The sequence below is a fragment of the Burkholderia sp. 22PA0106 genome, assembly GCF_047497155.1.
Lineage (GTDB): Bacteria > Pseudomonadota > Gammaproteobacteria > Burkholderiales > Burkholderiaceae > Burkholderia.
Map to the genome: position 1 here is coordinate 2773352 of NZ_CP163162.1, position 14041 is coordinate 2787392.

Here is a 14041-nt window from a genome sequence, read left to right on the forward strand (position 1 = left end):
CGGGCGGGTCGGTCAGGCGGAGGACGCGCGGTCCGCCGGCGCGCCGGTGCACGTCAGTTCGTGCAAGCGGCGGCAACGGTTACGCAATCGTTGAAAAACGGCTCAAGGCGCGATCTCGATCGCGTCGACGCGCTCGGGGTAGAACGCGAAGTGGCCGGAAATGGGGGCCACGGCGTCATAAGGCGCTTCGTACGACCAGATCGCGTTTTCGCCGCGCGGGCCGAGGCCGACGATCGTGTAATACGTGGCTTCGCCCTTGTACGGGCAGTAGCTGGTGTGCGAGCTGCGCACCACCCGCGTGATGTCCACGTCGGCGCGCGGCACGTATTGCACGGGTGGGTAGTTCGCCTCGCGCAAGGTCAGCGCGCCGTGCGAATCGGCAAGCGGCGCGCCGCCGGCCAGCACGCGCACCTGCGCGCCGGTGGGCGAAACGGTAATCGGATGATCGGGGCCGGGGACCCGGACGGGGCGGTCTGACGAGGACATGGGTCGCTCCTTCAGGGGCATCGCAATGGGATTAATCTCGCACTTTACGTCGATTCCGTGAACGTCGTGTGAGGCTGCCGCGGACGCGCCATGGTAGCGATGGATGGTCCATCCGCACCGACGCCGATCCGGCTGCTTCAACGAACTCATTCATGAATTCGCTCGCGAGCCAGCATGCCGCGCGGCGGCCTGCTTGCCCATCGGTCGAGCAACCGATGCCACGCGCTCGATCCGTCCGGAAAATCTCGCAGTTTCCGTTCCTGCGACGGCGCCGGACAAGGCCGTGCCAAGCCCGCCGAACCGGCGCTCTTTACCAAAAAATCCACAAATACATTAAATAAAACTGCCTCAAAGCCAATAAGATGGCGCTCGTCACTGCCAATTCAACGTTACGCGCGATCCAGCGCCGGTCGAAGCCCGATCGAGGCCACCGCGCCGCGCATTCAAGCCGAATCCGCCCGAGAACACCATGCCCCGTCCGATCCTGGCCCAGATCCGCCCCGCCGCCGTTCGTCACAACCTCGAAGTCATCCGCCAGCGCGCCGGCGCGGCCCGCGTGTGGGCCGTGGTGAAGGCCAACGCGTACGGCCACGGCATCGAGCGCATCTATCCGGCGCTGGCCAGTGCGGACGGCATCGCCCTGCTCGATCTCGACGAGGCCGTGCGCGTGCGCGAGCTGGGCTGGACCAAGCCGGTGCTGCTGCTCGAAGGCGTGTTCGACGCGGCCGACGTGGCCACCGCCGACCGCTACCGCCTGACCGTCTCCGTACATGGCGACGAACAGCTCGCGCTGCTCGAAGCGGCGCGCCCGTCGCAGCCGATCGACATCCAGTTGAAGATGAATTCCGGCATGAATCGGCTCGGCTTCCGGCCCGAGGCTTACCGCGCGGCCTGGGGGCGCGCGGCGGCCGCGCCGTCGATCGGCCGGATCGCGTTGATGATGCACTTCGCCAATGCCGACGAAGGCCAGGCCGACTGGCAGATGCAGGTGTTCGACGCCGCCACCGAAGGCCTGCCCGGCGAGCGCTCGCTGTCGAATTCCGCCGCAGTGCTCTGGCATCCGGCCGCGCATCGCGACTGGGTGCGCCCCGGCACGATCCTGTACGGCGCGTCGCCCACCGGCATCGCGCGCGACATCGCCGATACCGGGCTGCAGCCGGCCATGTCGTTGAGCAGCAAGCTGATCGGCGTGCAGACCCTCGCGGCCGACGAAACCGTCGGCTACGGCCGCCGCTTCGCCGCCCCGCAAACCATGCGCATCGGCGTGGTGGCCTGCGGTTACGCGGATGGCTACCCGCGCCACGCGCCGACCGGCACCCCCATCGCCGTCGACGGCGTGCGCACGCGCGTGGTGGGCCGCGTGTCGATGGACATGCTGACGGTCGACCTCACGCCCTGCCCCGACGCCAAGGTCGGCTCGCACGTCGAGCTGTGGGGGCAGCAAGTGCACGTGGACGAAGTGGCGGAAGCGTCCGGCACGATCGGCTACGAGTTGATGTGCGCGATCGCGCAGCGCGTGCCGGTGGTGGTCGAGCCGATGAGCGATGCGGTGGCGCACGACGACGCACAGCCGCTGCGCACCGGCAGCTACGGGCGCTGAGGTTCGGTTGAATGCGCGGCTGAATTCCGATTGAATTCCGGCTGCATGCTTGGCGCCATCCCCGTTGCGCCGCTGCGCATCATTCCCCGCCGGCCCTGTCACGGGCCGGCCGCATTGTCCCGCGGCGTCGCGCGCACACGACGGTCTTGCGGCCTGCGCCTCACGGCTCGTCGGGCATGGTTCGAACACCCGCCGCGCCCCGCGCCCGCCGAACCCGCGCCCCGTCTGGGCCGGCAGCCAGCGGTCTGTTCTTCGATCGCCACACCTCTCGAAATACTGTATATTCATCCAGTCTTTCGGCGCCCGGCCCGCGGTAAAAATCGCCTGTTCGTCCGTACGTCCGTGAGACAATCACGCGCTGGCCGACACCCGCCGCGCGAGGTCACCGCGCAGCGCGCGGGCCAGCCCGGAACCGGGCCTTGCCCATTCCGGCGAACACGGAGAACACATGAAACTGGTTGGATGCGGGTTGCTGTTGCTGGCGATTGCGTCGCCGGCATTCGCAGGCGACCGCTACGTCGAAATCTGGAACCCGCCCGAATCGCGCGGCGGCGCCCATCGCGATACGCAGGCCGGCCTGCCGAAAGCGACGAAGCACAAGCGCGTCGCACCGCGCCTGGTGGATGCCGGCGTGCGCCCGCCCGCGCTCGACACCGCGAAGGCCGCCACGAAGCCGCGCGTCGGCGAAGCCGTGGCGCCGCATGCCGCGCCGGGCACCCCGGAAATTCCCCGCCTGTTCACGCCGGACGGCAACGTGCTGCGCGTCGGCGCGCCGGGCGGCGTGCGCGCCCAGGTGCTGCGCTGATGGAAGCCGAAAGCTACCAGGGCTACCAGATCTGGGGGCACGCCATCCTCCAGCAGGAAGAAATCATGCAGCCCGACCGCTACGCGGCCAGCGGCACCATCACTCGCAACAACCGTCTCGTCGAAGCATCGAGCGTGCTCGGCGTGTTCGATACCGAAGACGAAGCGCGCCACGCCGGCCTCGATTGGGCTCGCGCCTGGGTCGACAGCCACGGCTGAGCGGCCAGCACCGCATCGCCTCGCGCCCCCGTAGCGGCGCACCTTCCCGCCTCCCCAATGCAGAACGGGCAGCCCCGCCAACGCGGATGCTGCCCGTTTCGTCATGTGCGCGACGCCCAAGCGCCGCGCGCAGGCGGAGGCTTAGAAGCGGTGGATGATACCCACGCCCAGGCCGACCATGTTCTTGTTGGTGGCCGGCACGGAGTTGAAGCCGTCGCCGATCGATGCCGTGGCGGCGATCACGCGGCCGTTCGACACCGTGTTGCCCGACGCGTGCTGGTAGGCCTCGACCGCGTACAGGCCCGTGCGCTTCGACAGGCTGTAGTACTGCGATGCCGTGACCTGGTGGTAACGCGCTGCGCTGGCGACGCCGTTGGCGAGCGTGGCGGCCGTGTAGCTGTAGCCCACCGCCAGATCCCACACGGCAACCGGCTTGAAGTGCAGCACGGCGCCGGCCGTGTTGAAGATCGCCGTGTTGCGGAACGTCGAGTTCGAGCCCGGGATGTACTGCACGTTCGAGTACGACACCGACACGTCCCACTGCTGCGTGAACTGGTAGCCCGCCGTGACGGCCACGCGCTGTTGCGCCTGCGCCGTGATGTAGCCGTTGTTGATCGCCGAGACGGCTGCCTGCGCGCCGCCGTTCGAGGTGGTGGAGTTCGCGCTCCATGCGCCGCCGCCCGACGCCGCGTTGTTCACGCGCTGGAATGCCGCCGCCACGCCGAGCGGGCCGTTCATGTACTGCACGCCCGCGCTCCAGGTCGAGCCGGCGTTGACGCTGCCCGGCTGGCCGCCGAACGAGTACGAACCGCCGAACGTGAAGCCGTAGAACTTCGGCGACATGTAGACGAGCGAGTTGTTCGCGCGATAGCTGGTGTCGAGCGAATCGATATCGCCCGGGTGCGCGCCGAAATAGCCGGTCAGCCAGGTGGTCGGGCTATACGGCGACAGCAGCGTGTAGTAGGCCGTGTACTGACGGCCGGCCGTCAACGTACCGTACTTCGAATCCGACAGGCCGACGAAGGCCTGACGCGTGAAGATGCCGCCCGAGAATTGCGACGTGCCGTTCGCCGTGTTCACGCCCGCTTCCAACGTGAAGACCGCCTTCGTGCCGCCGCCCAGATCTTCCGCACCCTTCAAGCCGAAGCGGCTGCCTGCCCAGACGCCCGTGGACATCTTCACCGACGAATGGCCGCCCGAGGTCTGACCCAGCGCACCGCTGCTGTTCTGGTAAGCCAGCCCGTTATCGACGATCCCGTACAGCGTGACGCTGCTCTGCGCTTGCGCGGCCGTAGCCAGCACTGCAAGACCGATGGCCGTCATGGCAACCGCTACGTTCTTTTTCATTGCTTCTCCATCCTCAAGATTCTTTGGTCTTTTCCCACGGCATGGGCGAGTTCCATGCGGGAGCCATTCTGACCGAGAAGCTGACGATTCAATAACAATCAAATGTGCGTCGTAGGCTGTTTGCAACGAGGGAATTCACTAAACGGTTAGCGCTAAGGCGCGCTGCACAAAGCGTTTTTTATTTGAAAGGGCCAGCGTCGAAACCTTTCCCGGCATAAACCCTGATTTACTTTTCGCTTGCTATCGGCCGTAACCAAATTGTCATAGTGTGTCGGAGATACTGCGGCGCAACATCCATTGCGATTACGCAAACGCTTAATTTCCAGTGCGTGCCGAAAGTGCCGGACATTACATAGTCTTTTCCAAATTCTTCAGATGGAACGGAATTCGTAAGACATCAATGTCGTCGTCAGGCGACGGGCGCACGAGGCATCGCCCGGCAGCGCGTCAGACGCGTGCCGGGACGATCGGATGGCGGGAGGTACAGCCGGGAGACGGAAGGCTTGGAACACGCCGCACGGGCAGGCGCGTGATCGCGAACAGCGGCAAGCCGGTCATGCCTGCTTGTAGGCCTGGAACGCGGGCGGGCGCTCGAAAGCGCCGCCCGTTGCTCAGATCACGTCGAAATGATGGGTGCCGTCGCGGCCCAGTTGCTCGACCAGGCCGAACTCCCAATCGAGATAGGCCTGCATCGCGGCCGCCGCGCTCTGGGTGCCTTCGTACGGGCGGCGGTAGCGGTCGGTGCGCGGCGTGGCCAGCCGCGTCTCGCCGGTTTCGAGCGGCAGGCCCGCGTCGATCCAGGCCAGCGTGCCGCCGTCGAGCCGATACACGCCCACGTCGGCGGGCAGCAGCGCGCGCAGGTCGGCCGCCGCGAACGCCGCCAGTTGGCCGGTGCCGCAGGTCACCACGTAGCGGCGCGCGGCCGGGATCGCGGCCAGCGCCTCGCGCAACTGCGCGCGGATCGCGAACCACGCGCCCGGCACGTGACGCTTCACGTAGTTCGCGCTGGCCGTCACGTCGAGCACGGCCACCTCGGCATCCGCATCGGCGCCGGCTTCGGCGCGCCAGGCGGCCAGCGTGGCCGGCGCGATGCGCTCGACCGGCACGGCCTCGGGCGCGGGCGCGCGCCAGGCGCCGGTGGCCGAGCGTTCGCTGGCTGCCACCGGCTCCACCACGCGCACGTCCCAGCCCATCTGCGCAAGCCAGGAGGCGCTCATGTCGGCGCGCACGCCGTCGTCGTCGGCCAGCACGATGCGCGCGCCGCGTACCGACGCGTGATGATCGGTTTCCTGCACGAGCTGGCCGCCCGGCGCGTTCGCGAAGCCGGGCAAGTGCCCCGCCGCGTACTCTTCGGGCGTGCGCACGTCGAGCCGGTACACGGTGCGGCGGCCGCCTTCGGCGAGCGCATCCACTTCGGCGGCCGCGATGCGCGTCACGCCGGCCTTCGCGGCCACCTCGCGCGCGTTGCGGCGGGCCGCCTCGCGGTTCGCCTCGGACACCTCGTCGGGAAAGCGCCGGGCCGCGCCGTGATCGAGCGTCTGCCCGGCCAGCAACCAGCCGATCGTGCCGTTGCGCAGCGCCGCCACCGGGTTCGGCAGCCCCGCGTTGACCAGCGATTGCGTGCCGATGATGCTGCGCGTGCGGCCCGCGCAATTGACGATCACGCGCGTGGCCGGGTCCGGCGCGAGTTCGCGCACGCGCAGCACCAGTTCGGCGCCGGGCACGCTGGTGGCGGTCGGGATGCTCATAGTCTGGTATTCGTCGAAGCGGCGCGCGTCGACGATCACCACGTCGGCCCGCGTGTCGATCAGCGCCTGCACTTCCTGCGCCGACAGCGACGGCGTGTGCCGCTTCGATTCCACGTATTCGCCGAACGATTTGCTCGGCACGTTCACGTCGATGAACAGTTCGCCGCCCGCCGCGCGCCACGCGTCGAGGCCGCCTTCGAGCAGATGCACATGCGTGTAGCCGAGCGCGGCCAGCACGCGCGCCGCACGTGGCGCGAGATCCACGCCGCCTGCCTCGCCGTACAACACCACGCGCGTGTCGCGGCGCGGAATGCGCGTCCAGGCCTCGAGTTCGAGCTTCGACAGCGGCAGGTTGGCGGCCCACAGGGGGTGGCCCTGCGCGTAGGGATCTTCCTCGCGCAGATCGACGAACGCGAGTTCGTCACGCGCGAGCAGCGCGGCGCGCACCTCGGCGACGGTCGACACGGGAAACGCGGCAGCGGCGGAATCGGCAAGCACGAAGGAAGGCACGACGGAATCGGACATGGTGACTGGGAATCGATGAAGAAGAAAAAGTGAAGCCGCGATGAGGCCGCGAAAAGTGATGCCGCGCTCAGGCCGCGGCGGGCAACGTATAGCCTGACACGAAGCGCTTGCGCGTGCCGTCCTCGCGATACACGGCGCGTTCGACCGCGCCGATGTCGGCGCCGTACACATGGATGCTGATCGAGACGCGATCGTCGTACACGTTGCTGACGCGATGGATGTCGCCCAGCGACGGCGACACCGCCTCGACCTGCCCCGGCGAGAGCCGCACCGGCTCGCCGTGCGGCGCGGGTGCACCGTCGGCGGCCAATGCATAGGGCTGCGAATATTCCGCACCCCGTAGCATGCCGATCAGCCCCCACACGGTGTGATCGTGGATCGGCGTGGTCTGCCCCGGCCCCCACACGAAGCTGACCACCGAGAAGCGCCCGGCCGGATCGCGATGCAGCAGGAACTGCTGGTAGCGCTCGGGATCGGGCTGCGCGAACGCCTCGGGCAGCCAGTCGTCGCGCGCCACCAGGTCGGCCAGCAGCGCGCCGCCGGCCTGCACCACGCGCGCCTCGTCGGGACGCGTGTCGAGCAGCCGCGAGAACGCGGCGACGAATTCGGCCAGCGGCGGCGCGGCGCGCTGCGCCTGCTCCGCGGCGGTTTGATGCAAGGAAAACGCACTCATCGGGGACCTCTTGGAATATGATTCATGCTCATAACCCTGAACACATTGCATGCAAAAGTAACATGAAAATCGGCGATATCGATGCTTTCGCGGCGGTGGTGCGCTGCCAGTCGCTGAGTCACGCGGCGCACGAACTCGGCATCACCCAGCCGGCCATCACGCGGCGCGTGCAGAACCTCGAGGAAGCGCTCGGCGTCGAGCTGCTCGACCGCAACACCAAGCCGCCCCGGCCGACCGACCTGGGCCGCCGCGTGCACGACCAGTGCCGCGCCGTGCTGCGCGAAGTGGATGCGCTGCGCGAGATGGTGCGCGCGACCCAGCCGCCGGCCGGCACGTTCCGGCTGGGCCTCACGCACGGCATCGGCGAGCTGCTGCTGCCGGGGCTGGTGGCGATGCTGCGTGCGCGCTGGCCGTCGCTCGCGCCGCGCGTCGAAACCGGCTGGGCCGGCCCGCTGCTCGACCGGCTCGCGCTCGGCGAACTCGACGCCGCGCTGGTGTTCGCGGCACGCGACACGGCGCTGCCGCCGCGCGTCACGGCCGAACGGCTGTGCGCCACGCGGCTGGTGGTGGTGGCCGCACGCGGCGCGTGCCCGAAACGCTGCCGGCTTGCCGATCTGCATACGCGCGGCTGGATCCTGAACCCCGATGGCTGCGGCTTTCGCGCGAGCCTCAAGCGCGCGCTCGATGCGCAGCGCCTGCCGGTCAACATCGCGCTCGACGCGTTCAGCCGCGACGTGCAACTGCAAGCCGTGGTGGACGGTTTCGGGCTCGGCCTCGTGCCGCTGCCGCTGCTCGATACCAGCCCGCTGCGCGACGCGCTGGAAGTCGTCAACGTCAGCGATTTCCGGCCCTCGATCGATCTGTGGCTCGCGCAGCGCGAGGGCGTCGAGCGGCTGGCCGCGCCGGCGCAGGCCGTGGCCGGTGCGGCGCGCGAACGCTTCGCGGCGCTCGGCGTGGAGGATGCGGCGGCCTGATGCCGTCTGATGCCTGCTGATACCGATACGCCGCTGCATCTGCCTCAACCCCGCTTTCCCTTCATCCTTCCCACCGGCTCGCGCGGCGCGATGTACGCGAGCGCGAAGCGGCGGCATTCGGCCAGCGCCGGCGTCGCCACATCACCCCGATCCGACCAACCAACGCGATCGGCACGATCGATGAAACCATCCAACGCGCCAGCGCAAACGGGCCGGACGCGCACGCGCCCAGCCGCGAAAGGCTCGGTCAATCAACTCGCCATCAGCTCGCCGCTCCTGATCACGCGTGCGTCCGCGAGCCATTCTCCAGCAACCAATCGACCCACAGCCTAAGCCCCCCGCACGCCCGCGCAAACCATGCAAATTTGATATTCATTGCGCAAATAATTATTTACGTCTTGCATGATCCCGACGCTAATCTGGCCGCCATGTTCCGGCTGGGGCCGCCGTTCGCGCCGCCGCCGGCCTCGTCATCCCGCCCGCACCCCACCGGGCCGTCCGCATCGGAGCACCGCGATGAGCGTCGAATTCATCGGCATGATCACCAGCCAGAAGCAATCCGAGATCCACCCGCCGTCGGGCAACGCGGTCGATCGCGACTACGTGCGCGCCTTCGCGCAGGCCCACGAGCAGGCCGGCTTCGACCGGATCCTGGTGCCGCATCATTCGACCGGCCCGTCGGCCACGCTGACGGTGTCGTATGCGGCGGCCGTGACCGAGCGCGTGAACTTCATGCTCGCGCACCGCCCCGGCTTCACCGCGCCGACGCTGGCCGCGCGCCAGATCGCCACGCTCGATCAGTTCAGCGGCGGCCGGCTCGGCGTGCACTTCATCTCGGGCGGCTCGGACAGCGAGCAGCAGCGCGACGGCGATTTCCTCGAACACGACGAACGCTACGCACGCACCGACGAATACCTGGGCATCCTGCGCCGCATCTGGACGGAAGACCGCCCGTTCGATCACGACGGCAAGTTCTATCAGTTCCGCCAGGGCTTCTCGGAAGTGAAGCCGGCGCAGAAGCCGCACGTGCCGATCTATTTCGGCGGCGCGTCGCCTGCGGCGCTGGAGGTGGCGGCCAAGCATGCGGACGTCTACGCGCTGTGGGGCGAATCGCTCGACCAGGTGCGCGACCTGACCGGCCGCGTGCGCGCCGCCGCGGCCGCGCAAGGCCGCTCGGTGCGCTTCTCGGTGTCGTTCCGGCCGATCCTGGCCGCCACCGAGGATGCCGCCTGGGCGCGCGCAAGCCGCATCCTCGACGAAACGCGCCGGCTGCGCGAGGCCGCCGGCCTCGGCGTGGGCGGCCCGCAGCAGAGCGAAGGCGCAAGACGACTGCTGGCCGCCGCCGAACGCGGCCCGCGCGTCGACAAGCGGCTCTGGACCGAGATCGCGCAACTGAGCGGCGGCCGCTCGAATTCGACCGCGCTGGTCGGCACGCCCGAACAGGTGGCCGATGCGCTGGCCGACTACTACGACATCGGCGTCACGACCTTCCTGATTCGCGGCTTCGACCCGCTCGACGACGCCATCGATTACGGCCGCGAGCTGCTGCCGCGCACGCGCGCGCTGATCGCCGAACGCCAGCAACGCCGCGCCGCGGCCTGAGCCCGGCCCCGCTTCGAACGCACGCGTCCCCAAGCCCGACGCCCGTAGCCAAACCACGCAATGCCGGCGGCCGCGCCTTCTCACGCGCGGCCGCCTCCCCACACGAAGACCGACCATGTCCACCGTCCTGCCCCTGCAGTCCCGCACGCCCTCCGGCCTCGCGCTCAAAGCGCAGCCGCAGCAGAAATTCTGGTTCGACCCGCCCGCGCAGCGCGTGGGCGTGGCCGCCGAACGCCGTCATCGCCAGGAACGGCTGGCCGGCGCATTCCGCCTGTTCGCGCGCTTCGGTTTCGCGCAGGGGCTGGCCGGGCACATCACCGCGCGCGACCCCGAGCTGCACGACCACTTCTGGGTCAATCCGCTCGGCGTGCATTTCTCGCGCATCAAGGTGTCCGACCTGCTGCTCGTCAACGGCCGCGGCGAAACCGTGATCGGCGATCGTCCGCTCAACAAGGCGGCGTTCGCGATCCATGCGGCGATCCACGAGGCGCATCCCGAACTGGTGGCCGCCGCGCATACGCACTCGACCTACGGCAAGGCGTGGTCCACGCTCGGCCGCCCGCTCGAACCGCTGACGCAGGACGCCTGCGTGTTCTACGAGGATCACGCGCTGTTCGACGACTTCACCGGCATGGTGGTCGATACCAGCGAGGGCGACCGCATCGCGCAGGCGCTCGTGAAGCCGGATGGCGGCGTGCACAAGGGCGTGATCCTGAAGAACCACGGCATCCTGACCGGCGGCCCGACCGTCGAGGCCGCCGCCTGGTGGTACATCGCGCTCGACAACGTCGCGCACACCGCGCTGCTGGCCGAGGCGGCCGGCACGCCCAAGCCGATCGACGCCGACACCGCGCGCCACACCCACGGCCAGATCGGCAAGCCCGACGGTGCGCTGCAATCGTTCGAGAGCCTGTACGCGGGCCTCGTCGAAGCCGAACCGGACCTGCTCGACTGACGCCCGCCCGCCTCGTTCACGCCGTTCGCATCACATTCACATACCGGGCCGGCAACGTATCGGCCCGTCACACGCGCTCCTTTCGCTACCGCTCGCTACGTTAAGGAATCCGTCATATGTCCGCTTCGCTCGATCACGACTCGCAACCGGCGGCCGCCGTTCAGGACGGCGCGCCCGCCGCGCCGCATGCACCGGCCCGCCCGGACCGCCGCCGCGCGCTGCGCACCGCAGGCGCCGCCGCGCTGGCCGGCGCATCGCTCGCGCTCGGCCGCACCGCGTGGTCCGCACCGCCGCTGCGCAAACTGAAGTTCGCCTGGAACCAGGGCGCGTTCTGCCTGACGCCGATCGTCATCGCGCAGGAGCGCGGCATCTTCGAGAAGAACGGCCTGTCGGTCGAACTGGTCAACTACAGCGGCTCGACCGACCAGTTGCTCGAATCGATCGCCACCGGCAAGGCCGACGCGGCGGTGGGCATGATCCACCGCTGGCTGAAGCCGCTCGAATCGGGCTTCGACGTGAAGATCATCGGCAGCTCGCACGGCGGCTGCGTGCGCATGCTCGGCGCGAACCACGCCGGCGTGACCTCGCTCGCGGCGCTCAAGGGCAAGACCATCGGCGTGAGCGACCTGGCCTCGCCCGGCAAGAACTTCTTCTCGATCCTGCTGGCCAAGCACGGCATCGACGCCGAGCGCGACGTGAGCTGGCGCCAATACCCGGCCGACCTGCTCAGCGTGGCCGTGGACAAGGGCGAGATCCACGCGATCGCCGACGGCGACCCGAACCTCTACCTGCTCGAAAAGCGCGAGCCGGGCAAGTACACGCAACTGGCGAGCAACCTCTCGGACGAATACGGCCACAAGGTCTGCTGCGTGATCGGCGCGCGCGGCGAACTGGTGCGCAACGACCGGCCGGCCGCCGCCGCGCTGGCGCGCTCGATCGTCGAGGCCACCGATTACACGCGCGAGAACCCGAACGAATCGGCCAAGCTGTTCGCGAAGTACACGCCGAAGGTCAGCCCGGACGACCTGCGCAAGCTCTATTCGACGCTGACCTATGAACACCATCCGACCAACGTCGATCTGCAGCAGGAAATCGCGTTCTACACCGACGATTTCCGCCGTATCGGCGTGATCAAGAAGACCACCGACCCGCAGCGCTTCGCGCAGGCGGTGTACGCGAACGTGCTGGGGTAACGCCATGGCCACGCCCGATTCCGCCGCCCTCGACACGCGCCGCCGCCCGGCGGAGCGCGTGCCGTCTCCTTCGCCTTCCGCCTCGGCCGCCTGCTCGGCGTGCGCCGCACCGGCCTCGCCCGCCTCGCGCATCTGGGGCGCAGGCCTCGTTGCCGCGCTCGCCTGGGCCGGCTTCGGTGCGATCGCCCGGCTCTGGCCGAACCGTATCGTGGGCTTCGCCGACTGGGCCTACACCGAGCAGATCGGCACGGCGGGCTGGGCGATCGCCGTGTTGATCGCACTGCTCGCGCTGGGCGGCCCGTTCGTCGCGCCGGGCCGCGCGGTGCTGGCGCGGCTGCGCCCGGCCGGCCCGTGGCTCGCCGCGATCGCGCTGGGCCTGGCCGCCTGGGAAATCGCCACGGCCAAGACCGGCTGGCTGCCGACGCCGTTCTTCGCACCGCCGCAGGCGCTGATCGAGGTCTACCTGGAAGATTGGCCGCGGCTCGGCGGCAGCGTGCTCAATTCGCTGAAGCTGCTGGCCGTGGGCGTGGGGGCGGGCGCGACGGTGGGCTTCGTGGTGGGCGTGGCGGTGGGCTGGTCGCGCGCGATCGGCTACTGGGTGCATCCGGTGCTGCGCGTGGTCGGCCCGCTGCCAGCCACCGCGCTGCTGCCGCTGGCGTTCTACTTCTTCCCGTCGAGCTGGTCGGCGGCCGTGTTCCTGATCGCGCTGGCCACCGGCTTCCCGGTGGCGGTGCTCACGTGGTCGGGCGTGGCGAGCGTCGGCAAGGCCTATTACGACGTGGCCCGCACGCTCGGCGCGAACGCGCGCTTCCTGGTGCTGCGCGTGGCGATTCCGGCCGCGCTGCCGCAGGTGTTCGTCGGCCTGTTCATGGGCCTCGGCGCATCGTTCACGGTGCTGGTGGTGGCCGAGATGATGGGCGTGAAATCGGGCCTCGGCTGGTATCTGAGCTGGGCGCAAGGCTGGGCCTCGTACACCAACATGTATGCGGCGCTGATCGTCATGGCGCTGCTGTTCTCCGGCCTCATCACGCTGCTGTTCGTGCTGCGCGACCGCGCGCTGGCCTGGCAGAAAGGAACCGTCAAATGGTGATCGCCACCGCAGGCACGGCCGCGCCGCGCGCCGCCGCTGCTGCCCACTCGCCCGCGCCCGCTGCCGGCGCGCGCATCGATATCCGACGCGCGAGCCATTGGTTCGACACGCCGAAAGGCCCGTTGCAAGTGCTCGACAACGTCTCGCTGTCGGTCGCGCCCGGCGAATTCGTGGCGCTGCTCGGCCCGAGCGGCTGCGGGAAATCCACGCTGCTGCGGCTGGTGGCCGGGCTGGAGCCGGCCTCGCAAGGCAGCATCCATCAGGATGGCGAAGCGATCGATCGGCCGGACCCGTCGCGCATCGTGGTGTTTCAGGACCCGACGCTGTACCCGTGGCGGCGCGTGCGCGCCAACGTCGCGCTCGGCCTCGATGCGCGCGGCGTGCCGAAGCGCGAACGGCATCGCGTGGATGAGGCGCTCGCGCGCGTCGGCCTCGACGATTTCGCCGATGCGTTCCCGCATCAGCTATCCGGCGGCATGGCGCAGCGCGTCGCGCTGGCCCGCGCGCTGGTCAACGATCCGCGCCTGCTGATCCTCGACGAGCCGCTCGGCAAGCTCGATTCGCTGACGCGCCTCTCGATGCAGAGCGAACTGGTGGCGCTGTGGCAGCGCGCGCGGTTCTCGGCGCTGCTGGTCACCCACGACGTGGAGGAAGCGCTGTTTCTCGCGCAGCGCGTGGTGGTGTTCGGCCCGCGCCCGGCCAGCATCGTGGCCGAACTCGCGGTGGACCTGCCCTACCCGCGCCATCGCGGCGATCCGCGCCTCGCGGAACTGCGCCGCACCGCGCTTGCCCACCTCGGCCTCGATGCGAGCTGGTAGCGCACGG

14 protein-coding genes are annotated in these 14041 nt (G+C 69.2%); 9 read left to right on the forward strand and 5 right to left on the reverse strand.

What is annotated here, in order from left to right; all coding sequences use genetic code 11:
- Window positions 1-102 precede the first annotated feature (102 nt).
- The gene (locus AB4850_RS11915; RefSeq protein WP_414440005.1) at window positions 103-486 is read right to left on the reverse strand and encodes a DUF427 domain-containing protein; all 384 of its coding nucleotides are present in this window, start codon (window positions 484-486) and stop codon (window positions 103-105) included.
- 469 nt (window positions 487-955) lie between these two features.
- On the opposite strand from AB4850_RS11915, the gene alr reads away from it, so the two are divergent.
- The 3 genes from alr to AB4850_RS11930 all read left to right on the forward strand — a co-directional run bounded on the left by alr (window position 956) and on the right by AB4850_RS11930 (window position 3109).
- Window positions 956-2086 carry an alanine racemase gene (gene alr, locus AB4850_RS11920; RefSeq protein ID WP_414440006.1) on the forward strand — a complete coding sequence of 377 codons (1131 nt, stop codon included), beginning with the start codon at window positions 956-958 and terminating at the stop codon, window positions 2084-2086.
- 448 nt (window positions 2087-2534) lie between these two features.
- A complete protein-coding gene (locus AB4850_RS11925; protein ID WP_414440007.1) occupies window positions 2535-2891 on the forward strand; it encodes a hypothetical protein in 357 nt (118 codons plus the stop codon).
- Entirely contained in the window at window positions 2891-3109 is a 219-nt protein-coding gene (locus tag AB4850_RS11930) for a hypothetical protein (RefSeq protein WP_414440008.1), read from the forward strand. The genes AB4850_RS11925 and AB4850_RS11930 overlap by 1 nt, the downstream gene beginning before the upstream one ends.
- Window positions 3110-3250: 141 nt before the next feature.
- Here AB4850_RS11930 and AB4850_RS11935 read toward each other — a convergent pair whose 3' ends face one another.
- From AB4850_RS11935 to AB4850_RS11945, 3 genes are all read right to left on the reverse strand, one after another.
- Window positions 3251-4456 (reverse strand): porin, encoded by a 1206-nt coding sequence (locus tag AB4850_RS11935; RefSeq protein WP_414440009.1) that lies wholly within the window; start codon window positions 4454-4456, stop codon window positions 3251-3253.
- A gap of 611 nt (window positions 4457-5067) precedes the next feature.
- On the reverse strand, window positions 5068-6729 hold the full coding sequence (locus AB4850_RS11940; RefSeq protein ID WP_414440010.1) for a rhodanese-related sulfurtransferase: 1662 nt from the start codon (window positions 6727-6729) through the stop codon (window positions 5068-5070).
- Window positions 6730-6796: 67 nt separating this feature from the next.
- Window positions 6797-7402: a cysteine dioxygenase gene (locus tag AB4850_RS11945; protein WP_414440011.1), complete on the reverse strand. Its 606-nt coding sequence runs from the start codon at window positions 7400-7402 to the stop codon at window positions 6797-6799.
- Between the two features lie 62 nt (window positions 7403-7464).
- On the opposite strand from AB4850_RS11945, the gene AB4850_RS11950 reads away from it, so the two are divergent.
- On the forward strand, window positions 7465-8376 hold the full coding sequence (locus AB4850_RS11950) for a LysR substrate-binding domain-containing protein (protein WP_414440012.1): 912 nt from the start codon (window positions 7465-7467) through the stop codon (window positions 8374-8376).
- A gap of 44 nt (window positions 8377-8420) precedes the next feature.
- Here AB4850_RS11950 and AB4850_RS11955 read toward each other — a convergent pair whose 3' ends face one another.
- Entirely contained in the window at window positions 8421-8627 is a 207-nt protein-coding gene (locus AB4850_RS11955) for a hypothetical protein (RefSeq protein ID WP_414440013.1), read from the reverse strand.
- Between the two features lie 265 nt (window positions 8628-8892).
- Here AB4850_RS11955 and AB4850_RS11960 point away from each other — a divergent pair, with 265 nt between their 5' ends.
- The 5 genes from AB4850_RS11960 to AB4850_RS11980 all read left to right on the forward strand — a co-directional run bounded on the left by AB4850_RS11960 (window position 8893) and on the right by AB4850_RS11980 (window position 14034).
- On the forward strand, window positions 8893-9978 hold the full coding sequence (locus AB4850_RS11960) for an LLM class flavin-dependent oxidoreductase (RefSeq protein WP_414440014.1): 1086 nt from the start codon (window positions 8893-8895) through the stop codon (window positions 9976-9978).
- A gap of 115 nt (window positions 9979-10093) precedes the next feature.
- On the forward strand, window positions 10094-10933 hold the full coding sequence (locus AB4850_RS11965; RefSeq protein WP_414440015.1) for a class II aldolase/adducin family protein: 840 nt from the start codon (window positions 10094-10096) through the stop codon (window positions 10931-10933).
- Window positions 10934-11049: 116 nt separating this feature from the next.
- Window positions 11050-12126: an ABC transporter substrate-binding protein gene (locus AB4850_RS11970; RefSeq protein WP_414440016.1), complete on the forward strand. Its 1077-nt coding sequence runs from the start codon at window positions 11050-11052 to the stop codon at window positions 12124-12126.
- Window positions 12127-12130: 4 nt separating this feature from the next.
- Window positions 12131-13216: an ABC transporter permease gene (locus AB4850_RS11975; protein ID WP_414440017.1), complete on the forward strand. Its 1086-nt coding sequence runs from the start codon at window positions 12131-12133 to the stop codon at window positions 13214-13216.
- Entirely contained in the window at window positions 13210-14034 is an 825-nt protein-coding gene (locus tag AB4850_RS11980; RefSeq protein ID WP_414440018.1) for an ABC transporter ATP-binding protein, read from the forward strand. The genes AB4850_RS11975 and AB4850_RS11980 overlap by 7 nt, the downstream gene beginning before the upstream one ends.
- Window positions 14035-14041: the final 7 nt, after the last annotated feature.